The sequence below is a fragment of the Microbacterium paludicola genome (genome assembly GCF_015235415.1).
GTDB classification, from domain to species: Bacteria; Actinomycetota; Actinomycetes; order Actinomycetales; family Microbacteriaceae; genus Microbacterium; species Microbacterium paludicola.
Genome location: NZ_JADGLL010000013.1, coordinates 24,215 through 43,960, shown reverse-complemented (window position 1 = coordinate 43,960; position 19,746 = coordinate 24,215). Strand labels below are relative to the sequence as shown.

Here is a 19,746-nt window from a genome sequence, read left to right as displayed (position 1 = left end):
ACGCGATAGTTACAAACCCGTCTCAGAGGGATGCCATCCGCCTCGCAGGGCGGAAGTCCGCCGCGGGCTCAGAGCACGCGGTCGTCGCCGCGCGACTGCAGAGTGCCGACCACGCTCTTCACACGCTGCGCGTGCTCGCTGGTGGTGACGAGCAGCGCGTCCTCGGTGTCGACGACGATGAGTCCCTGCACGCCGACCACGGCGATGACACGGTTGGTCTGCGAGACGACGAGCCCCGTCGACTCGTCGGCGAGCACCATCTCGTTCCGGCCGAGGATCGACATGCGATCCGGACGCCCGCCGGAGATCAGCTTGGCGAGGCTCGCGAAGTCGCCGACGTCGTCCCAGTCGAAGTGGCCGGGCACAACGGCGAGGCGGCCCTTCTCGGCCGCGGGCTCGGCGACGGCGTAGTCGATCGCGATCTTCTTGAGCCCCGGCCAGATCCGGTCGGTGACCTCGGCGCGGCGGTCGGTGTCCCACGCCTCGGCGATCTCGAGGAGCCCGGCATGCAGCTCCGGCTCGTTCGCCGCGAGCTCGGCGAGCAGCACGTCGGCACGGGATATGAACATGCCGGCGTTCCAGAGGAAGTTGCGATCGGCGTAGTACTTGCGGGCCGTGTCGAGGTCGGGCTTCTCGACGAACTGCTCGACGATCGCCGCCATCGGGGCGCCCTCGACGTCGATCTCGTCGCCCTTCTGGATGTAGCCGAATCCGACGGACGGCTCGCTCGGTGCGATGCCGATGGTCGAGATGTAGCCGGCCCGCGCCAGCGCCACCGACTGGCGCACCGCGAACTCGAACGCGCGCTGGCGGGAGATGTGGTGGTCGGCCGCGAAGGATCCGATGATCACGTCCGGCTCGCGTCGCTGCAGGATCGCCGCCGCCAGCCCGATCGCCGCGGCCGACTCGCGCGGCGACGACTCGATGAAGACGTTGCCCTCGGGGATGTCGGGCAGCTCGTCCTCGACGCGATGCTCGTGCGCCTTGCCGGTGACGACGGCGATCCGGTTCGGTCCGGTCAGCGGCAGCAGGCGATCCCACGTGTTGCGCAGCAGCGAGACGCCCGACCCCGTGAGGTCGTGAAGGAACTTCGGCGCCTCGGCACGGGACAGCGGCCAGAGCCGGGAGCCGACGCCTCCCGCGGGGATCACTGCGTAGAAGTCCTCGATCGGCTCAGCCATGACAGCGAGATTATCTTCTCCGCGCGTCCCGCATGGTCCCCTCGGCGGGGACGACGGTTTATCTCGACGTCGAGATAGTTAGGTTCCCCTTCATCGCGGCGTTCGCCGAGGGCGAAGTAGAGTTGGTGGGCCCACGGACGCTCCGCGTGCCATCCGGGCGAGAGACCTCGCAACGACAGGGAGGAACGACGTGTCCGCTCCTACGCGCACGACATTGTCGGTCAAGGAGACCACTTCGAAAGTCCCCCGAGGAACCCTTTACCGGGGTCGCGAGGGAATGTGGTCGTGGGTCCTGCACCGCATCACCGGTGTGGCGATCTTCTTCTTCCTCCTTGTGCACGTGCTCGACACCGGCCTCATCCGCATGGCCCCCGAGGCGTACGACGCCGTGATCGGCACGTACAAGAACCCGATCATGGGCCTCGGCGAGATCGCACTGGTCGGCGCGATCCTGTTCCACGCCTTCAACGGGCTGCGGATCATCCTCGTCGACTTCTGGGCGAAGGGCGCGATGTACCAGCGCCAGCTCTTCTGGGGAGTCATCGCGATCTGGGTCGTGCTGATGGCCGGCTTCGTGCCGCGTCAGCTGATCAACACGTTCTCGCACATCGGAGGGGGACACTGATGACCGCCGACACGCTCGCCGCGCCGCGCGCGCCGCACCGGGCTCCCCGCAAGGGCGTCAACCTCGAGAAGTGGGGCTGGATCTACATGCGCGTCTCCGGCGTGCTGCTGGTCGTGCTCATCCTGACCCACCTCATGGTGAACCTCGTCCTCCCGGAGAACGGCGTGCACGCGCTCAACTTCGCGTTCGTGACGGGCAAGTTCTCCACGCCGTTCTGGCAGTGGTGGGACGTGCTCATGCTCTGGCTGGCGCTCATCCACGGCGGCAACGGAATGCGCACGATCATCAACGACTACGTGCACAACCAGAAGGTGCGCACGACGCTGGTGGCCGTCGTCTGGATCGTCGTGGCCTTCATGGTGCTCGGTGGCACGTGGGTCGTCTTCTCGTTCGACCCGTGCTTCGACGGCCTGGGCAACCCGTTCCAGCACGAGGCGGGCAGCATGCTCGCCGAAATGTGCGCCGCTCAGTAACCGTCGTCCGACGAAGAGATCCAGGAATATGACGATCCAGACCAGCGAGTCCGTCGTGCGCGACGGCGTCCACTACCACCAGTTCGACATCGTGATCGTCGGCGCCGGCGGCGCCGGCATGCGCGCGGCGATCGAGGCGGGCCCCGGCGCGAAGACCGCGGTGATCACGAAGCTCTACCCGACCCGCTCGCACACGGGCGCGGCGCAGGGCGGCATGGCCGCGGCGCTCGCGAACGTCGAGGAGGACTCCTGGGAGTGGCACACCTTCGACACCGTCAAGGGCGGCGACTACCTCGTCGACCAGGACGCGGCGGAGATCCTGGCGAAGGAGGCCATCGAGGCCGTCATCGACCTCGAGAACATGGGCCTTCCGTTCAACCGCACCCCGGACGGCAAGATCGACCAGCGCCGCTTCGGCGGGCACACCGCCGAGCACGGCAAGACGCCCGTGCGCCGCGCCTGCTACGCCGCGGACCGCACCGGCCACATGATCCTGCAGACGCTGTTCCAGAACTGCGTCAAGCTCGGCATCAACTTCTTCAACGAGTTCTACGCGCTCGACCTGATCACCGTGAAGGACGCCGACGGCAAGACGCAGATCGCCGGCGTCGTCGCCTACGAGCTGGCCACCGGTGAGCTCCACGTCTTCCACTCGAAGGCCGTCATCTTCGCGACCGGCGGCTTCGGCAAGATCTTCAAGACCACCTCGAACGCGCACACGCTCACGGGCGACGGCGTCGGCATCGTGTGGCGCAAGGGCCTGCCGCTCGAGGACGTGGAGTTCTTCCAGTTCCACCCGACGGGCCTCGCCGGGCTCGGCATCCTGCTCACGGAGGGCGCCCGAGGCGAGGGCGCCATCCTGCGCAACGCGTCAGGTGAGCGCTTCATGGAGCGCTACGCCCCCACCATCAAGGACCTCGCACCCCGCGACATCGTCGCCCGCTGCATGGTGCAGGAGGTGCGCGAGGGACGCGGCGCCGGCCCGAACAAGGACTACGTGCTTCTCGACTGCACGCACCTGGGCGCCGAGGTGCTCGAGACGAAGCTCCCCGACATCACCGAGTTCGCGCGCACCTACCTCGGCATCGACCCCGTGGTCGAGCCGGTGCCCGTGATGCCGACCGCGCACTACGCAATGGGCGGCATCCCGACCAACAACGCCGGCGAGGTGCTGGCCGACAACGAGACCGTCGTGCCCGGCCTGTACGCCGCCGGCGAGTGCGCCTGCGTCTCGGTGCACGGCGCCAACCGCCTCGGCACCAACTCGCTGCTCGACATCAACGTCTTCGGCAAGCGCTCCGGCCGCAACGCGGTCGAGTACGTCAAGACCGCCGACTTCGTGCCGCTCCCCGAGGACCCGGCCGCCGGCGTCCGCGAGATGATCGAGGGCATCCGCAACTCGCAGGGCACCGAGCGCATCGCCGACATCCGCAAGAAGCTGCAGGACGAGATGGACGACAAGGCGCAGGTGTTCCGCACCGAGGAGAGCCTGACGGACGTGCTCGGCACGATCGCCGAGCTGCGCGACCGGTACCGCAACATCTACGTCGACGACAAGGGCAAGCGGTACAACACCGACCTGCTTGAGGCCGTCGAGCTGGGCTTCCTGCTCGACATCGCCGAGATCGTCGCCTACGCCGCGCGCAACCGCCGCGAGAGCCGCGGCGGCCACATGCGCGAGGACTACCAGACGCGTGACGACGAGAACTTCATGCAGCACACGATGGCGTACCTCACGGGCGACCCGCACTCGTCCGACCCCGAGGACCACATCAAGCTCGATTGGAAGCCCGTCGTGTTCACCAAGAACGACAAGGGCGAGTTGAACTACCCGCCGCTGGAGAGGAAGTACTGATGGCCGCCACCGCCGTCGTCGCCGACACCACCGAGACCGCACCCGCCGAGTCCGCGGACCCGGCGATCCAGTCGTACCTCGTCACCTTCATCATCCGGCGCTTCGACCCGGAGAAGGACAGCGAGCCGCGCTGGGTCGACTACGACGTCGAGATGTACTCGACCGACCGCGTGCTCGACGCCCTCCACCGCATCAAGTGGGACCAGGACGGATCGCTCGCGTTCCGCCGCTCGTGCGCCCACGGCATCTGCGGCTCGGACGCCATGCGCATCAACGGCCGCAACCGCCTCGCCTGCAAGACGCTGATCAAGGACCTCGACATCTCGAAGCCGATCTACGTCGAGGCGATCAAGGGCCTGCCGCTCGAGAAGGACCTGATCGTCGACATGGACCCGTTCTTCGACGCCTACCGCGAGGTGCAGCCCTTCCTGCAGGCGTCGTCGAAGCCCGAGAAGGGCAAGGAGCGCCTGCAGACGGTCGCCGACCGCGCGATCTTCGACGACACCACGAAGTGCATCCTGTGCGCCGCGTGCACCTCGTCGTGCCCCGTGTTCTGGACCGACGGACAGTACTTCGGCCCCGCCGCGATCGTGAACGCGCACCGCTTCATCTTCGACTCGCGCGACGACGCGGGCGACGCGCGCCTCGAGATCCTCAACGACAAGGAGGGCGTCTGGCGCTGCCGCACGACCTTCAACTGCACCGAGGCCTGCCCCCGCGGCATCGAGATCACGAAGGCCATCGCCGACGTGAAGCAGGCAGTGATGCGCGGCACCGAGAGCCAGAAGAAGTCGCTCAAGCTGCTGCACGCGTCTTAATCGCTCACGCCTCCCGCATCCGCTCGGGCACCCTTCGGGCGCCGCTCGCGTCTGCGGACGCTGTCGCTCACGCTCCATCGGCGGGCGTGAGGTGGCGGGCGCACGAGCGCCCGCACGCTCGCGCGCTGAGCGCGCTCTCACAGGCGCTGCAGTCGTTCGTTGTGCACAACACCTGGTCGTTGAGCGGATCTTCGCGAGTCGACGCCCTGGGAACCTCGCCGGCGCCCCGTGCCTCTCGTCCACAACCCCGGTTTTAGCCGATCTGATTTCACACCCCTGATCTGCGGTTTTGAGTCCGTTGAATGTCGGTGGCCCCTGCAAGACTGGTCCCATGACAGCTCAGGTGATCGCCCCGGCCCCGTGGATCCCCACGGCCGAGGAGAACGCCCGCGCGTCCGCCCTGGTGGATGAGTACGTCGAGGCCGAGGCGCAGATCGCGCGGCTGCGCGCCCGCCAGGCAGAGATCCTCGTCGGCCTGACGGAGATCGCCGCCGCCCAGGGCCACCGCAGCGGCTCCGAATCCGACTACGACTTCGCCACCCGCTCCATGGCCGCAGAACTCGGCGTCGCCGCGAGGATCCCGGACGGCACCATCCGCAGCAGGATGGCCGGTGCCACCACCCTCGTCACCGAGTTCCCCGGCACGTTCGCCGCCCTCCAGGACGGCCGGATCAGTGAAGGCCACGCGCGCACCATCGTCACCGCGGGCGAACGGCTGGACGATGACTCCCGCGCCGAATACGAGCACATCGTCCTGCCCCGTGCCGAGGTCATGACCGTGGGCCAGCTGCGCGCCCTGGCCAAGGCGGTGGCCGAGCGGATCGACCCGCTCCCGATCGCCGCACGCCATGAGGAGGCGATGGCCACCCGTGGCGTATGGGTCTCCCCGTTGGAGGACGGGATGGCGCAGTTGCTGATCATCACCCCCGCCACCGCCGTCTACGCCATGCACGACCGGCTCACCCAGATGGCCACGCGGAACAAAGCCATCGCCCGCGCCGCCTGCGCCGGAGACGACCGCACGCTCGACCACCACCGGGCCGACCTCATCGTCGACCTCGTCCTGACCGGCACCCCCACCGCCGGCGAGGGTCTGGACGCCATCCACGCGGTTGTCCAGGTGACGATCCCGGTGGACACGGTCACCGGGATCGGAGAGGACGCGGCGTTCCTGGCCGGATACGGGCCCATTCACCCCGACACCGCCCGCCGGCTCGGGGCACGAGCCCCCACGTGGGTGCGGCTGTGGCAGAACAAGCAGACGGGTGCCCTCGAAACCGTCGACGCGTACACCCCGACCGCGGCGCAGCGGAGGTTCCTGGCAGCGAGGGATGAGCACTGCCGGTTCCCCGGCTGCCGGCAGCCCGCACGAAGATGCGACGTCGACCACACCGTCCCGTACTCCGAAGGCGGACCCACCGCCGTCGGCAACACCGCCCACCTCTGTGAAGCCCATCACCGGTTGAAGCACCACTCCCCGTGCGGCATGCGGCAGGGGCCGGACGGGCTGATCGAGTACATCAGCCCGCTGGGACGCGTGCATGCGTACAAGCCGACCCCCGTCGTCCGGTTCGAAGCCGAAGCCGAGGTCGTGATGCCCGACCTGCGGATCGGGGAGGATGCGCCGTTCTGAGCGGGGCTCGGACTCGCCACACCGGAGGGAATGTCGGGGGGCCTTGTTACCGTGAGAGCATGCCTCGCTCGGTTCGCATCGCCTCTGTCAACGTCAACGGGATCCGGGCCGCCGCCCGCAACGGGATGGCCGCGTGGGTCGAGGCCGCGCAGCCCGACATCATCACGCTGCAGGAGGTGCGGGCCGAGCTCGAGCACCTCGAGGCCGCCCTCCCCGGATGGCGCGTCGTCGCCGACGCCTCGCTGCAGAAGGGACGAGCGGGCGTCGCGATCGCGAGCCGCGAGGAGTGCTCGATCTCGCGCGTCGAGCTCGGCGACGACGGGCTCGAGTCGAACGGCCGCTGGATCGAGGCCGACTTCGAGTTCGGCGACGAGACACTGACGGTGGTCAGCGCGTACGTCTTCACGGGCGAGGCCGAGACCCCGGCAAAGCAGGACCCGAAGTGGGCGTTCCTCGACGCGATGGAGCGACGCCTTCCCGAACTGTCGGCCGATGGCGGGCTCGCGCTCGTCACCGGCGACCTCAACGTCGGCCACCGCCCGCTCGACATCAAGAACTGGCGGGGAAACGTCGCCAAGGCCGGATTCCTCGCCCGCGAACGCGCCTACTTCGACCGCTTCCTGACGCCCGAGGGCGAGCCGGTCACCGGCCAGGAGGGCCTCGGGCGCGGCAAGGTGGCCGAGCTCAGCGACACCCGCGCCTTCAGCGAGGGCGCCACGGGCCTCGGCTGGGTCGACATCGGTCGCGCGGCCGCCGGCGAGGTCGACGGCCCGTACTCGTGGTGGTCGATGCGCGGCAAGGCGTTCGACAACGACTCGGGCTGGCGCATCGACTACCACCTTGCCTCTCCGGCCCTGGCTCCCCGCGCCTCGGGCTACCGCGTCGACCGCGCCCCGTCGTACGACACCCGGTGGAGCGACCACTCCCCCGTCGTCGCCGACTACACGGTCGGCTGAGCAGAAGCGAGCAAATAGGATCAAGTGGTGACGAAACAGCGCCTCTACTCCGGAATGCAGCCCTCCGCCGACTCCCTCCAGGCCGGCAACTACATCGGGGCTCTCCTGCAGTGGCGCAAGATGCAGGACGAGTACGACGCGTTCTTCTCGGTCGTCGACCTGCACGCCCTCACCCAGCCGAACGACCCGGCCGAACTGCGCGAGAAGACGCGCCGCACCGCCGCGCAGTACATCGCGGCGGGCATCGAGCCGTCGCGCTCGACGCTCTACGTGCAGTCGCACGTGCGCGCGCACGCAGAACTGGCGTGGATCCTGTCGACCATCACGGGCTTCGGCGAGGCCGGGCGGATGACGCAGTTCAAGGACAAGTCGCAGCGCTACGGCGCCGACGCCACCAGCGTCGGGCTGTTCACCTACCCGGTCCTGATGGCGGCCGACATCCTGCTGTACAAGACGGACGTCGTGCCCGTGGGCGACGACCAGAAGCAGCACGTCGAGCTGACGCGCGATCTGGCCGAGCGCTTCAACGGGCGCTTCGGCGAGACGTTTGTGGTGCCCAAGCCGGTGATCCAGGCCGAGACCGCCCGCATCTACGACCTGCAGGAGCCGACGTCGAAGATGTCGAAGTCGGCCGAGTCGCAGGCAGGCGTGCTGTGGCTGCTTGACGAACCGAGCGTGACCGCGAAGAAGATCATGCGCGCCGTGACCGACAGCGACGGCACGGTGCGGTACGACCGCGCCGAGAAGCCGGGTGTCTCGAACCTGCTGACGATCTACTCGGCGCTGACGGGCCGTCCGGTCGCCGAGATCGAGGACGAGTACGCGGGCCGCGGCTACGGCGACTTCAAGAAGGGCCTGCGCGACGTCGTCGTGGCCGAGTTCGAGCCGGTGCGCGCCCGCGCGCTCGAGCTGCTCGACGACCCGGCCGAGCTCGACCGCGTCCTCGCCGCGAACGCCGACCGCGCGGCCGAGGTCGCCGACGCGACCCTCGCCACCGTCTACGAGCGCGTGGGTCTTCTCCGTCGTGGGTGAGCCGGTCGTCCTCCGGACCGCCCGCCTCACCCTCTCGCGCCCCGTCGACGCGGATGTCGACGCGATCTTCGACGCCTGCCAGGATCCGCTGATCCAGCAGTACACGACGGTCCCCTCGCCATACGCGCGCGATGACGCCGAGAAGTTCGTCGCGCTCGCGGCCCACTGGTGGGACGTCGGATCCGAGCTGGTGTGGGCGATCCGCGACGCCTCGGGGCTCGCGGGGATGATCGGGCTGCACCGGATCAAGGACGGCGCCGCCGAGCTCGGGTACTGGCTGGCACCGCAGGGCCGCGGTCGCGGCTACATGGGCGAGGCCGCGCGCACCGTCGTCGACTTCGCGTTCGGACCGCTGCGGCTCGAGCGCCTCGAGTGGCACGCGGTCGTCGGGAACACGGCGTCGGCGCGGGTGGCGCAGGACCTCGGCTTCCGGCTCGAGGGCATCCGCCGTCGCGGCCTCGCCGGGCACGGCCCGCGTGTCGACGGCTGGATCGCGGGGCTCCTCTCCACCGATCCCCGCACGCGCCAGGCCTGGCCGATCTGACCCGCAGCCAGGGCATTCCGCGCCCCGATCGGCACGATACCCCCGCCTGGGCGTTCACGTATGCCCCCTTGACCCGCTTCCGCGGGCTCGGTAGGCCGGGATGCACGACCCGGCGCAGGTGTCGCCGGGCGTGCACCTCAGGGGAGGTACTGATCATGGATCTGCCTGGTATCGGAGCCGGGCTCGGTGCGACGCTCGCCGGAGTCGGCGCGTTCGTGCTGCAGCTCATCGTGTTCCTGGTCATCCTGCTGATCGGATGGCTGATCGCGAAGGGCGTCGTCAAGGCGCTCACGTTCCTGCTGAACAAGATCGGGTTCCAGCGCGTGCTCGACAGGTCGGGCCTGACGAAACTGCTCGCCCCGACGGGCATCAGCGCGATCGATCTGCTGCTGAAGCTGATCTACTACTTCATCCTGCTCATCACGCTGCAGCTGGCACTCGGCGCGTTCGGCCAGGACAACCCCGTCTCTCAGATCGTGAACGACATCGTGGCGTTCATCCCGAGCGCCCTCGTCGCGGTCGTCATCGTGATCGTCGTCTCGGCGATCGCGAACGTCGTCGGCGATCTGCTGCGTCCGGTCCTGTCGAGGTTCTCGTTCGGGCCGCTTCTGACGCGGATCGTTGTGATCGCGATCATCGCGCTCGGGGTCATCGCCGCGCTGAACCAGATCGGCGTCGCCGTCACCGTCACGATGCCCATCCTCATCGCCGTGCTCGCCGCCATCGTCGGCGTTGTCGTCGTGGGTGTCGGCGGTGGGCTCATCAAGCCGATGCAGTCCCGCTGGGAGGGCTGGCTCGGCGCGCTCTCGCATGAGGCGGCGAAGGCCCCGGCCCCGGCGGCTGCCACCCGGGCCACCACCCCGGGTGCTGCCACCCCGACGACTGGCGCCCCGCCGGCCGGCGCCCCGAGCGACCCGGCCACCGCGCCGACCCGCCCGAACCCGGCCGCGCACGACGTTCCCCCGGTCCCGCCTGTGCCGCCGACGCCGCCGCTCACGCGCCCGGGCGAGACACCGCCGGCCTGACGCGCTCCGCGACGCGGCCCGCACCGGTCTCGGTGCGGGCCGCGTTGTGCGCGCGACCCACGGCGAGGCAGGATGGTCCGCATGCCGGAGATGCCCGAGGTCGAGGGTCTCGTCGAGTTCCTGCGCGCCAGGATCGGCGGTCTCGAGATCGCCTCGGCGCGGCTCGCGCAGATCGCCGCGCTGAAGACGTTCGATCCGCGGCTCGACGCGCTCGTCGGCAGCGCGGTGAGCGGAGTCGAGCGGCACGGCAAGTTCGTCGACGTCGCTGCCGGCGACCTCCACCTCGTCTTCCACCTTGCCAAGGCAGGGTGGCTGCGGTGGCACGACGCACTGCCCGCAACGGTGATCAAGCCCGGCCGCTCGCCGATCGCGCTGCGCATCGGATTCGCCGACGGTTCCGGCTTCGACCTCACCGAGGCGGGCACGAAGAAGTCGCTCGCGGTGTATGTCGTCCGCGACCCCGCCGAGGTGCCGGGCGTCGCGCGGCTCGGCCCCGACCCGTTGGACGACGCCTTCACCCGCGACACCCTCGCCGGCCTGCTCGCCGGGCGCCGCACGCAGATCAAGGGCGTGCTGCGCGATCAGCAGACGGTCGCCGGCATCGGCAACGCGTACTCCGACGAGATCCTGCACGCCGCGCGGATGTCGCCGTACGCCCTGGCGGCGAATCTCGCCCCCGAAGACGTCGACCGGCTCTACACCGCGATGCGCGAGACGCTGACCGAGGCGGTCGCCGCCGCCCGCGGTCGTCCGCCGGCCGAACTGAAGGACGCAAAGCGCCGCGGGATGAGCGTGCACGCGCGGGCCGGCGAGGCCTGCCCCGTGTGCGGGGACACGGTGCGCAGCGTGTTCCTCGCCGACCGCAGCTTCGAGTACTGCCCGACGTGCCAGACGGGCGGCAAGGTGCTCGCGGACAGAAGACTGTCTCGCCTGCTGAAGTGACGGCCGCGCAAGCCGAGGACGGCGGATCCGCACGCGTCATCGGATGACGGGAATGGATCCGATCTGTATGCGTTCGGATAACCTGAGTGCAGCAACACGTGCTCCGGGGTCGGTGAGAATCCGAACCGGCGGTGACAGTCCGCGAGCCGAAGCGCCCCCACGGGCGCCACGCTGATCCGGTGGAATTCCGGGACCGACGGTGATGTGCGACGACAATCGCACGAGTCCGGATGGGAGGCAGCACGGAGGTCTGTCGCGGTCAGCCGACCGCGCGATCTCCCGAGCATCGGCGATGTTCGACCCCGGGTTTCATCGAGGAGGGTCGGATGGCGCACAGCCCCGTGGAGGAGCGCGCGATGAGCCGCGCCCTCGAGCTCGCGCAGCGCGGGCCCCGCAGCCGCAATCCCCAGGTCGGCGCCGTCATCCTCTCCCCCGAGGGCGAGATCCTCGCCGAGGGCTGGCACCGCGGCGCCGGCACGGCGCACGCCGAGGTCGATGCGCTGAGCCGGCTTCCCGAGGGCGGCGCCCAAGGCGCGACCGCGGTCGTCACGCTCGAGCCGTGCAACCACACCGGCCGGACGGGCCCCTGCGCCGAAGCGCTGATCCGCGCGGGTGTCGCGCGGGTCGTGTACGCGCTCGACGACCCGGGTGAGGTCTCGGGCGGGGGTGCCGAGCGCCTTCGCGCCCACGGCGTCGACGTCGAGGCGGGCGTGCTGCGCGACGAGGCGGCCGACCTGATCGGCCCGTGGCTCACCGCCACCCGCCTCGGCCGTCCGCACGTGACGGTGAAGTGGGCGCAGAGCCTCGACGGCCGCGCCGCCGCCGCGGACGGCTCCAGCCAGTGGATCACGGGGCCGCAGGCGCGCGCCGACGTCCACGCCCGTCGGTCCCAGGCGGACGCGATCGTCGTCGGCACCGGCACGGTGCTCGCCGACGATCCGGCGCTCACCGCCCGCGACGGCGACGCGCTGCATCCCGAGCAGCCAGTGCCCGTGGTGATCGGCGCGCGCGAGACGCCGGCCGAGGCGACCGTGCGCTCGCACCCGCGGGAGCCCCTGTTCTACGACACCCACGACCTCGACTTCGTGCTCGCCGATCTGTGGGACCAGGGCCTTCACCGTGTGTTCGTCGAGGGCGGACCGACGCTCGCCAGCGCCTTCATCGCCGCAGGCCTCGCCGACCGCGTCCTCGCCTACGTCGCCCCCGTCATCCTCGGCGGCCCCCGCGTCGCGCTCGCCGATGTGGGCGTTCCGTCGATCGACCGCGCCCTGCGGCTGCGGGTGACCGAGACCGTCGCCCTGGGCGACGACATCCTCTACGTCGCGGAGCTCCGCGACTCCGCCGAGCACAACACGAGAGAACACCCCGTCGCGGAGCAGCACCCGCCCGCAACAGCACCGACAGAAGGAGCCGCCTGATGTTCACCGGGATCATCGAGGAGATCGGCCGCATCACGGCCATCGAGCCCTCCGGCGACGGCGTGCGCCTCACGCTTCACGCGCCGCGTTCGGTCGAGGGCGTGCAGCACGGCGACTCGATCGCCGTGAGCGGTGTCTGTCTGACGGTCGTCGACTGGACCGCCGACGGCTTCACCGCCGACGTCATGCGCCAGACGCTCGACATGTCGACGCTCGATGCCGCGCGGGAGGGGACGCCGGTGAACCTCGAGCGCGCGACCGCCGCGGGAGGCCGCCTCGGTGGGCACATCGTGCAGGGCCACATCGACGGCACCGGCGTGGTCCGCGAGGTGCGTCCCGGCGCGCAGTGGCGCGTCGTGCGGATCGGGCTGCCGGGGCACCTCGCCCCGCTCGTGGTCGACAAGGGCTCGATCGCCGTCGACGGCGTCTCGCTCACGGTCAGCGCCGTCAGCGCGGCCGGCGTCGCCGACCCGTGGTTCGAGGTCTCGCTCATCCCCGAGACGCTCACGGCGACGACGCTCGGCGAGCGCCTCGCCGGAGACCGCGTCAACCTCGAGACCGACATCCTCGCCCGCCACGTCCAGCGCCTGCTCGCCTTCGGTGCGAGCGCGCCCGAGGACCCGCGCCCGTGGTCGTTCGCGACCACCGAGGTCCCCGCCGCCGACTATTCGATCCTCGACCCGACACTCGCCCCGGCTCCGGCCGTGGGCAGCCGCACAGAAGGAGGCTCCCGATGAGCCTGAACACCGACGACACGGTGAGCACGAGCTCGCTCGCCTCGATCGACGAGGCACTGGATGCGCTCCGCGCGGGACGTCCGGTGATCGTCGCCGACGACGAAGACCGCGAGAACGAGGGCGACGTCGTGCTGTCCGCCGAGCTCGCCTCGCCCGAGTGGGTCGCGTGGGCCGTGCGCTGGTCATCCGGCTTCCTCTGCGCACCCATGCCCCAGGAGTATGCGGACCGCCTCGATCTGCCGCCGATGGTCGAGCACAACGAGGACGCCCGCTCCACCGCCTACACCGTGAGCGTGGACGCCGCCGTGGGCGTGACGACGGGCATCAGCGCGGCAGACCGCGCGCGCACCCTCAACGTGCTCGCCGACCCGTCGTCGACCGCCACCGACCTGATCCGTCCGGGCCACGTCCTGCCGCTGCGCGCGGTTCCCGGAGGCGTGCGCGATCGCGCCGGCCACACCGAGGCATCGGTCGAGCTGATGCGACTCGCGGGTCTCGCGCCGGTCGGCGTGATCGGCGAGCTCGTCGCCGAGGACGGCAGCATGATGCGGATGCCGGGGCTCGTCGAGCTGGGACGCCGCGAGGGGATCCCGGTCATCACGATCGAGCAGCTCATCGCCTACCTGGATGAGAAGGAGCCCCGCGACGGCGACCACCCGGTGGCGCGACGCCAGGTGAGCCTTCGGGCCGATGCGACCGTGCCGACGGCGCACGGGACCTTCCGCTTCCTGGCGTACAAGGACCGGCAGACCGGCACCGACCACATCGCCGTCGTCTCGGGCGACCTCTCGGCCGAGGCCCCGCTCGTGCGCGTCCACTCGGAGTGCCTGACGGGCGAGGCCTTCGGGTCGCTCAAGTGCGAGTGCGGCCCGCAGCTCGAGGCGGCGCTCGACGCGATCGAGCAGGACGGCGGCGTCGTCATCTACATGCGCGGTCACGAGGGGCGCGGCATCGGCCTCATCAACAAGCTGCGCGCCTACGCGCTGCAGGAGCGCGGCCTCGACACCGTCGACGCCAACACGGCGCTCGGGCTCCCCGCCGACGCGCGTGACTACGCGGCGGCTGCGGGAATCCTCGCCGACCTCGGGATCGACAAGATCCGCCTGCTCACGAACAACACGGATAAGGTGGCTCAGCTGCGTGGTTTCGGGCTCGACGTGGTCGAGCAGGTTCCGCTGATCGTGGGCGTCGGCCCGAACAACCACCAGTACCTGGAGACGAAGCGCGACCGGATGGGTCACATCATCGGCGAGGAACAGCTCGCCGACGCGATCGCCCGCATGACCGACGGCGGGCAGCGCTGATGGGGATCGGCGCCGACAAGAGGGGGAACAGCAGATGAGTGGAACAGGATCGCCGGAGAAGGCGACCGTCGACGGATCGGGACTGGATGTCGTGATCGTCGCGGGAACGTGGCACGAGCAGATCACGAACGGCCTCATCGCCGGCGCGCAGCGCGCGCTCGACGCGGCCGGCGCGACGCATCACCTCGTGCGGGTGCCGGGATCGTTCGAGCTCCCCGTGGTCTCGAGGGCGGCGCTCGATGCGGGCGCGGACGCGGTCGTGGCGCTCGGCGTCGTGATCCGGGGCGGCACGCCCCACTTCGACTTCGTGTCCTCGGCCGCGACGGACGGCCTCACGCGGGTCGCCCTCGACACCGGCAAGCCGGTCGGGTTCGGCGTGCTCACACTCGACGACGAGCAGCAGGGCCTTGATCGCGCCGGCCTCGAGGGCTCCAAGGAGGACAAGGGCGCCGAGGCCGCGGACGCCGCGATGCGCACGGCGCTGGTCCTCAAGGAGCTCCGCACGCTGCGCCTCGCGGACGACATCGACGACGAGGCCTGATCGGATCGGATCCGCCCGACAACGGGGACTCGGCATTACGCCGGGTCCCCGTTGTCGTCTGTCATCAGATTGCGAGATGCGCAGGCGAGCGGAACAGCGAAGAGCGCAACTGCGCAATTGTCGTCATTCTCGGCGAATAGACTTGCAACCTGCCATGCCGGCCACGCCGGCATGAGTCCCCCTTTTGTTGTTCCCCAGACAGGCATCACATGACCAACGCTGTTCAGCGCCCCACGAGCGCTGCCGCTCAGCCCGCCAACTCACGCTCGCGCGTGATCACGGCGAGCCTCATCGGCACCACCATCGAGTTCTACGACTTCTACGCGTACGCCACCGCGGCCGTGCTCGTTTTCCCGGCCCTGTTTTTCCCCACCGGGAACGACACCACCGCCCTGCTCGCGTCGTTCGCGACGTTCGGCGCGGCGATGGTCGCCCGCCCCATCGGCGCGGTCGTCTTCGGCCACTTCGGCGACAAGTTCGGCCGCAAGGCCACGCTCGTGGCGTCGCTGCTCACGATGGGAATCGCGACGTTCCTGATCGGCGTGCTGCCGACCTTCCAGAACATCGGCTGGTTCGCGGCCTTCCTGCTGCTGATCCTCCGCCTCGCGCAGGGCTTCGCCCTCGGCGGCGAGTGGTCGGGCGCGGCGCTTGTGGCCACCGAGAACGCCCCGGCGGGCAAGCGCGCGCTGTACGGCACGTTCCCGCAGCTGGGCGCGCCGATCGGCTTCATCATCGCCAACGGCCTGTTCCTCATCATCAACTTCTCGATGCCCGGCGAGAACGGCGCACCCTCCGAGGCGTTCCTCGCCTGGGGCTGGCGCATCCCGTTCCTGTTCTCGGCCGTCATGGTCATCATCGGCCTCTGGGTGCGCCTCAAGCTCGTCGAGTCGGCGAGCTTCGAGAAGGCTCAGGCGACCGGCGCGATCAAGCGCTTCCCCCTGGGCGAGGCATTCCGCCGCTACTGGAAGCAGCTCATCCTCGGCACGTTCATCATGCTCGCGACCTACGTGCTGTTCTACCTGCTGACGAGCTTCATGCTCTCGTACGGCACGAAGGCGCCGGTCGCGCCCGAGGGCTACGACGCCGCCGCCTCCGGCCCGTGGGTTCCCGGCCTCGGCTTCACGTACGTCGAGTTCGTGCTGATGCAGATCGTGGGAGTGGTGTTCTTCGGCATCTTCACGATCCTCGCCGGTCCGATCGCCGACCGGGTGGGCCGCCGCAAGCTGCTGATCGGCGTCACCATCGGCATCATCGTCTTCGGCACGCTGTTCCCCCTGTTCCTGCAGCCGCAGGGCGCCGCGACCGGCACCCTGATGGTGATCTTCCTGATCCTCGGCTTCGCGCTGATGGGCTCGACCTTCGGCCCGATGGGAGCGCTGCTTCCCGAGCTGTTCCCGACCCACGTGCGCTACACCGGATCGGCCGTCGCCTACAACGTGTCGTCGATCCTCGGCGCCGCGCTCGCGCCGCTCGTTGCCGTCGTGCTGTGGGCGTGGGGCGGCGGCAACCCGTGGCTCGTCGGTCTGTACCTCTCCGCGGCGGGTGTCCTGACGCTCGTGTCGCTGATCCTGTCGCGCGAGACGAAGGACGTCGACTACGACGCCACGGAGCACTGAGCCCCGCGCTGATCCACGACGAGGCCCCCGGAGCGATCCGGGGGCCTCGTCGCGTTCGGATCAGAGTCCGTACTCCTCCAGCAGGCGCAGCCAGAACTCGCTGAGGGTCGGGTAGGACGGCACCGCATGCCACAGGCGAGCGAGCGGCACCTCGCCCGCGATTGCGATCGTCGCCGCGTGGATCTGCTCGCCGACGCCGGGGCCGACGAGCGTGAGACCCACGAGCACGCCGCGATCCTCGTCGACGACCGCGCGGGCGCGTCCGGCGTAGTCGTCGGCGATCAGGCCGGCGCCGGCGACGTGGGACAGGTCGTAGTCGACGACGCGGATGCGCATCCCGCGCTTCTCGGCCTCGGCGGCGGTGAGCCCCGCGGACGCGACCTCGGGGTCGGTGAACACGACCTGCGGCACCGCCGCGTGGTCGGCCGTCGCGACGTGACGGCCCCACGGGGCGTCGTCGACCGGCTCGCCCTTCGCGCGCGCGGCGATCGCGTCGCCGGCCGCGCGGGCCTCGTACTTGCCCTGGTGCGTGAGCAGCACGCGCCCTGCCGCGTCGCCGACCGCGTAGAGCCACTCGGTCCCGGCGACGCGGAGGGTGTCGTCCACGTCGAGCCCGTGATCGCCGAGCAGGTCGTCGACGCCGATGCCGCGAACGCGCGGCGCGCGGCCCATCGCCACCGCGACCTCGTCGGCGAGGATCTCCTCGCCGCCATCGAGCAGGATGCGCACGGAGCCGTCGTCGTGTCGCGTGACCTCGGCGGCGCTCGCGTCCTCGCGCACCGTGACGCCGCGGGCGCGCAGCGCATCGCGCACGGCCTCGCCCGCGAACGGCTCGAGCGACCGCAGCAGGGGGCTGCGCGAGAGCAGCGTCACCTGGCTGCCGAGGTCGGCGAACATCGTCGCGGCCTCCACGGCGACGACGCCGCCGCCGAGCACCGCGAGCCGCCGCGGGATGGTCTGCGCGGACGTGACCTCGCGGCTCGTCCACGGCTTCGCCGCGCGCAGGCCGGGGATGTCGGGGATGCGGGCCTCGCTGCCGGTCGCGATGACGACCGCGTGGCGCGCGACGATCTCGGTCTCGCCGTCCTCGCCCTCGACAATCACGCGGCGCTCCCCCGCGACGCGGCCGCGGCCGCGCACGAGCGAGATGCCGGCCGAGTCGAGCCACTGCACCTGGCCGGAGTCGTTCCAGTTCGCCGCGAACCCGTCGCGTCGCTTCAGGACGGCCGCCGGATCGAGGACTCCGCCGGTGACACCCTCGACCGCCTGCGCGGCCCGCAGCGCGGCCCCCGGACGCAGCAGCGCCTTGGAGGGCATGCACGCCCAGTAGGAGCATTCGCCGCCGACGAGTTCGGCCTCGACGATCACCGCCTCGAGCCCGCCCCGCACGGCACGGTCGGCAACGTTCTCGCCGACCGGCCCCGCCCCGATGACAACGACATCCGTCTCGATCTTCGTCATGAGGCGAACGTACTGCCGCCTGGATCGCACGCGGTAGCGTGGGCGGCATGGAAACCCTGCGCGACATCGTCATCGTCATCCACCTGATCGGATTCGCCATCCTGTTCGGCTCGTGGGTCGTCGAGGCGGTGGCCCGCCGCTACCAGGCGACGCGCCTGATGGACCTCGGGGTGCTCGTCGCCGGCGTCGCGGGGCTGGCGCTCGCGGCTCCGTGGGGTCTCGACGGCGGCGAGCTCAACTACGTGAAGATCGGCATCAAGCTCGTTGTGCTGATCGTCATCGGCGGCCTGATCGGCGCCAGCACGGGCCGCGCCAAGAAGGGCCGCCCGCTGCCGTCCTGGGTCTTCTGGCTGATCGGCGGCCTCACCCTCTTCAACGCCGCCCTCGCCGTCATCTGGTAACCCGCAGTACGGCTTCGACTCCGCTTCGCTCCGCTCAACGACCAGTGCTTCAGGTCGCTCGCGACATCCGCGTGCACCCGCGGGCGAGCGGAGGCGGAGGGATCGGGTCCCGACGGCGCATCAGGGTGTCTGGTCGGCTCGTCCGCTCTGCGGGCGAGCCGGCCAGACGGGTCCCCTGCGAGCGCCGGAGGGACCCGATCCCGCAGCCGCAGCGCAGGGACCCACAGCGCTAGCTACACAACCGGCGTGCCGTGGGTGTGGAACGTCTCGATGGTCTTCATGCCCCAGGCCTGGCCCTTGCGACGCTCGGCCTCCGACCATTCGACGACCGGCTGGTCGGGGTCGAGCAGAAGGCGCGCGCCGGCGTTGGCGAACTCGATGCGGTTGCCGCCGGGCTCCCACACGTACAGGAAGAACGTCTGGTTGATCGCGTGCTTGTGCGGGCCCGACTCGATGTGGATGCCGTTCTCGAGGAAGATGTCGGCGGCCTTCAGGATGTCCTCGCGCGTGTCGGGCGCGAACGCGATGTGGTGAAGGCGGTTGCCGTGCTTGGTCCAGTCGTCCGAATACACGACGTCGTACGACTTGAGCGAGAAGTGGAACCACCACGCCGCGAACCTGCCGTTGTCGAGCCGGATCCGCTCCGACTCGCGCATGCCGAGCGCCTTCGCGAGGAACTCGCCGTTCGCCTCGACGTCCTTCGCGAGGTAGTTGATGTGGTCGATGCGGCGGGCGTTCACGCCGCGGCCGGGGAACCGCGACGCCTGGTTCTTCAGCGCGGGATGGTCCTCGTCCGAGGCGACGTATCGCTCGGTCTCGTAGTAGATCGCCATCTCGTGCCCGTCCGGGTCGTGGAAGCGGAACGTCGGCCCGGTGCCGACCTCGCCGTCGACCCAGCCGTCACCGAGGCCCATCTCCTCGATCGCCGCGACGCGGCGCAGCAGCGCCTCCTGGCTCGCGGCGCGGAACGACGTGCGACCGACTCCCGCGGCCTCGCGACGCGTGAGCTTGATCGTGTAGAGCTCGTAGTCGTCCCAGGTGCGCAGGTACACCGAGTCGCCGTGCTCGGCGACGACCCGCATCGCGAGAAGATCGCGGAAGAACCACAGGCTCCCCTCGAAGTCCGGCGTGAACAGCTCGACGTTCGCGAGATGCGCGACGTCGAAGGCGGTGGAGTCGGTCAT

Annotated in this window: 19 protein-coding genes and 1 riboswitch; of the genes, 16 read left to right on the top strand and 3 right to left on the bottom strand. The window is 70.1% G+C overall.

The window, feature by feature from the left end; all coding sequences use genetic code 11:
* Positions 1–68: 68 nt before the first annotated feature.
* Positions 69–1,181 (bottom strand): mannose-1-phosphate guanylyltransferase, encoded by a 1,113-nt coding sequence (locus tag IR155_RS07300; protein WP_135114189.1) that lies wholly within the window; start codon positions 1,179–1,181, stop codon positions 69–71.
* Positions 1,182–1,371: 190 nt separating this feature from the next.
* Here IR155_RS07300 and sdhC point away from each other — a divergent pair, with 190 nt between their 5' ends.
* From sdhC to IR155_RS07225, 15 genes are all read left to right on the top strand, one after another.
* Positions 1,372–1,806 (top strand): succinate dehydrogenase, cytochrome b556 subunit, encoded by a 435-nt coding sequence (gene sdhC / locus IR155_RS07295; RefSeq protein WP_135114188.1) that lies wholly within the window; start codon positions 1,372–1,374, stop codon positions 1,804–1,806.
* On the top strand, positions 1,806–2,279 hold the full coding sequence (sdhD, locus tag IR155_RS07290) for a succinate dehydrogenase, hydrophobic membrane anchor protein (protein WP_135114187.1): 474 nt from the start codon (positions 1,806–1,808) through the stop codon (positions 2,277–2,279). Before sdhC ends, sdhD begins: the two co-directional genes overlap by 1 nt.
* A 28-nt stretch (positions 2,280–2,307) precedes the next feature.
* The gene (sdhA, locus tag IR155_RS07285) at positions 2,308–4,134 is read left to right on the top strand and encodes a succinate dehydrogenase flavoprotein subunit (protein ID WP_135114186.1); all 1,827 of its coding nucleotides are present in this window, start codon (positions 2,308–2,310) and stop codon (positions 4,132–4,134) included.
* Positions 4,134–4,952 carry a succinate dehydrogenase iron-sulfur subunit gene (locus tag IR155_RS07280; RefSeq protein WP_228066794.1) on the top strand — a complete coding sequence of 273 codons (819 nt, stop codon included), beginning with the start codon at positions 4,134–4,136 and terminating at the stop codon, positions 4,950–4,952. The genes sdhA and IR155_RS07280 overlap by 1 nt, the downstream gene beginning before the upstream one ends.
* Before the next feature lie 331 nt (positions 4,953–5,283).
* Positions 5,284–6,585, top strand: a complete 1,302-nt coding sequence (locus IR155_RS07275) for an HNH endonuclease signature motif containing protein (RefSeq protein WP_135114185.1) — start codon at positions 5,284–5,286, stop codon at positions 6,583–6,585.
* Between the two features lie 59 nt (positions 6,586–6,644).
* Positions 6,645–7,541, top strand: a complete 897-nt coding sequence (locus IR155_RS07270; RefSeq protein WP_135114184.1) for an exodeoxyribonuclease III — start codon at positions 6,645–6,647, stop codon at positions 7,539–7,541.
* A 27-nt stretch (positions 7,542–7,568) separates the two neighbouring features.
* Entirely contained in the window at positions 7,569–8,573 is a 1,005-nt protein-coding gene (trpS, locus tag IR155_RS07265; RefSeq protein ID WP_135114183.1) for a tryptophan--tRNA ligase, read from the top strand.
* Complete coding sequence (locus IR155_RS07260; RefSeq protein WP_135114182.1) at positions 8,566–9,117, top strand: GNAT family N-acetyltransferase; 552 nt, start codon at positions 8,566–8,568, stop codon at positions 9,115–9,117. The genes trpS and IR155_RS07260 overlap by 8 nt, the downstream gene beginning before the upstream one ends.
* A 155-nt stretch (positions 9,118–9,272) precedes the next feature.
* Positions 9,273–10,142 carry a mechanosensitive ion channel family protein gene (locus tag IR155_RS07255; protein ID WP_135114181.1) on the top strand — a complete coding sequence of 290 codons (870 nt, stop codon included), beginning with the start codon at positions 9,273–9,275 and terminating at the stop codon, positions 10,140–10,142.
* 81 nt (positions 10,143–10,223) lie between these two features.
* Positions 10,224–11,084 carry an Fpg/Nei family DNA glycosylase gene (locus IR155_RS07250; protein ID WP_135114180.1) on the top strand — a complete coding sequence of 287 codons (861 nt, stop codon included), beginning with the start codon at positions 10,224–10,226 and terminating at the stop codon, positions 11,082–11,084.
* 94 nt (positions 11,085–11,178) lie between these two features.
* Positions 11,179–11,332, top strand: a riboswitch (FMN riboswitch).
* 78 nt (positions 11,333–11,410) lie between these two features.
* A complete protein-coding gene (gene ribD, locus IR155_RS07245) occupies positions 11,411–12,502 on the top strand; it encodes a bifunctional diaminohydroxyphosphoribosylaminopyrimidine deaminase/5-amino-6-(5-phosphoribosylamino)uracil reductase RibD (RefSeq protein ID WP_135114179.1) in 1,092 nt (363 codons plus the stop codon).
* Positions 12,502–13,239 (top strand): riboflavin synthase, encoded by a 738-nt coding sequence (locus IR155_RS07240; RefSeq protein WP_135114178.1) that lies wholly within the window; start codon positions 12,502–12,504, stop codon positions 13,237–13,239. The genes ribD and IR155_RS07240 overlap by 1 nt, the downstream gene beginning before the upstream one ends.
* Positions 13,236–14,543 carry a GTP cyclohydrolase II gene (gene ribA, locus IR155_RS07235; protein WP_135114177.1) on the top strand — a complete coding sequence of 436 codons (1,308 nt, stop codon included), beginning with the start codon at positions 13,236–13,238 and terminating at the stop codon, positions 14,541–14,543. The genes IR155_RS07240 and ribA overlap by 4 nt, the downstream gene beginning before the upstream one ends.
* A gap of 34 nt (positions 14,544–14,577) precedes the next feature.
* Positions 14,578–15,084, top strand: coding sequence for a 6,7-dimethyl-8-ribityllumazine synthase (gene ribH / locus IR155_RS07230; protein ID WP_135114176.1), 507 nt, complete (start codon positions 14,578–14,580; stop codon positions 15,082–15,084).
* 209 nt (positions 15,085–15,293) lie between these two features.
* A complete protein-coding gene (locus IR155_RS07225; RefSeq protein ID WP_135114175.1) occupies positions 15,294–16,700 on the top strand; it encodes an MFS transporter in 1,407 nt (468 codons plus the stop codon).
* A 60-nt stretch (positions 16,701–16,760) separates the two neighbouring features.
* Here IR155_RS07225 and IR155_RS07220 read toward each other — a convergent pair whose 3' ends face one another.
* On the bottom strand, positions 16,761–18,161 hold the full coding sequence (locus tag IR155_RS07220) for a dihydrolipoyl dehydrogenase family protein (RefSeq protein ID WP_135114174.1): 1,401 nt from the start codon (positions 18,159–18,161) through the stop codon (positions 16,761–16,763).
* A gap of 47 nt (positions 18,162–18,208) precedes the next feature.
* On the opposite strand from IR155_RS07220, the gene IR155_RS07215 reads away from it, so the two are divergent.
* Complete coding sequence (locus IR155_RS07215; RefSeq protein WP_135114173.1) at positions 18,209–18,562, top strand: Fe-S protein; 354 nt, start codon at positions 18,209–18,211, stop codon at positions 18,560–18,562.
* A gap of 233 nt (positions 18,563–18,795) precedes the next feature.
* Here IR155_RS07215 and IR155_RS07210 read toward each other — a convergent pair whose 3' ends face one another.
* Positions 18,796–19,746, bottom strand: coding sequence for a VOC family protein (locus tag IR155_RS07210; protein ID WP_135114172.1), 951 nt, complete (start codon positions 19,744–19,746; stop codon positions 18,796–18,798).

Coding starts and splice junctions, on each gene's coding strand:
- IR155_RS07300 (WP_135114189.1), bottom strand. CDS start 1,181: ATGGCTGAGCCGATCGAGGACTTCTACGCAGTGATCCCCGCGGGAGGC.
- sdhD (WP_135114187.1), top strand. CDS start 1,806: ATGACCGCCGACACGCTCGCCGCGCCGCGCGCGCCGCACCGGGCTCCC.
- sdhA (WP_135114186.1), top strand. CDS start 2,308: ATGACGATCCAGACCAGCGAGTCCGTCGTGCGCGACGGCGTCCACTAC.
- IR155_RS07280 (WP_228066794.1), top strand. CDS start 4,134: ATGGCCGCCACCGCCGTCGTCGCCGACACCACCGAGACCGCACCCGCC.
- IR155_RS07275 (WP_135114185.1), top strand. CDS start 5,284: ATGACAGCTCAGGTGATCGCCCCGGCCCCGTGGATCCCCACGGCCGAG.
- IR155_RS07270 (WP_135114184.1), top strand. CDS start 6,645: ATGCCTCGCTCGGTTCGCATCGCCTCTGTCAACGTCAACGGGATCCGG.
- IR155_RS07255 (WP_135114181.1), top strand. CDS start 9,273: ATGGATCTGCCTGGTATCGGAGCCGGGCTCGGTGCGACGCTCGCCGGA.
- IR155_RS07250 (WP_135114180.1), top strand. CDS start 10,224: ATGCCGGAGATGCCCGAGGTCGAGGGTCTCGTCGAGTTCCTGCGCGCC.
- ribD (WP_135114179.1), top strand. CDS start 11,411: ATGGCGCACAGCCCCGTGGAGGAGCGCGCGATGAGCCGCGCCCTCGAG.
- IR155_RS07240 (WP_135114178.1), top strand. CDS start 12,502: ATGTTCACCGGGATCATCGAGGAGATCGGCCGCATCACGGCCATCGAG.
- ribA (WP_135114177.1), top strand. CDS start 13,236: ATGAGCCTGAACACCGACGACACGGTGAGCACGAGCTCGCTCGCCTCG.
- ribH (WP_135114176.1), top strand. CDS start 14,578: ATGAGTGGAACAGGATCGCCGGAGAAGGCGACCGTCGACGGATCGGGA.
- IR155_RS07225 (WP_135114175.1), top strand. CDS start 15,294: ATGACCAACGCTGTTCAGCGCCCCACGAGCGCTGCCGCTCAGCCCGCC.
- IR155_RS07220 (WP_135114174.1), bottom strand. CDS start 18,161: ATGACGAAGATCGAGACGGATGTCGTTGTCATCGGGGCGGGGCCGGTC.
- IR155_RS07215 (WP_135114173.1), top strand. CDS start 18,209: ATGGAAACCCTGCGCGACATCGTCATCGTCATCCACCTGATCGGATTC.
- IR155_RS07210 (WP_135114172.1), bottom strand. CDS start 19,746: ATGACCGACTCCACCGCCTTCGACGTCGCGCATCTCGCGAACGTCGAG.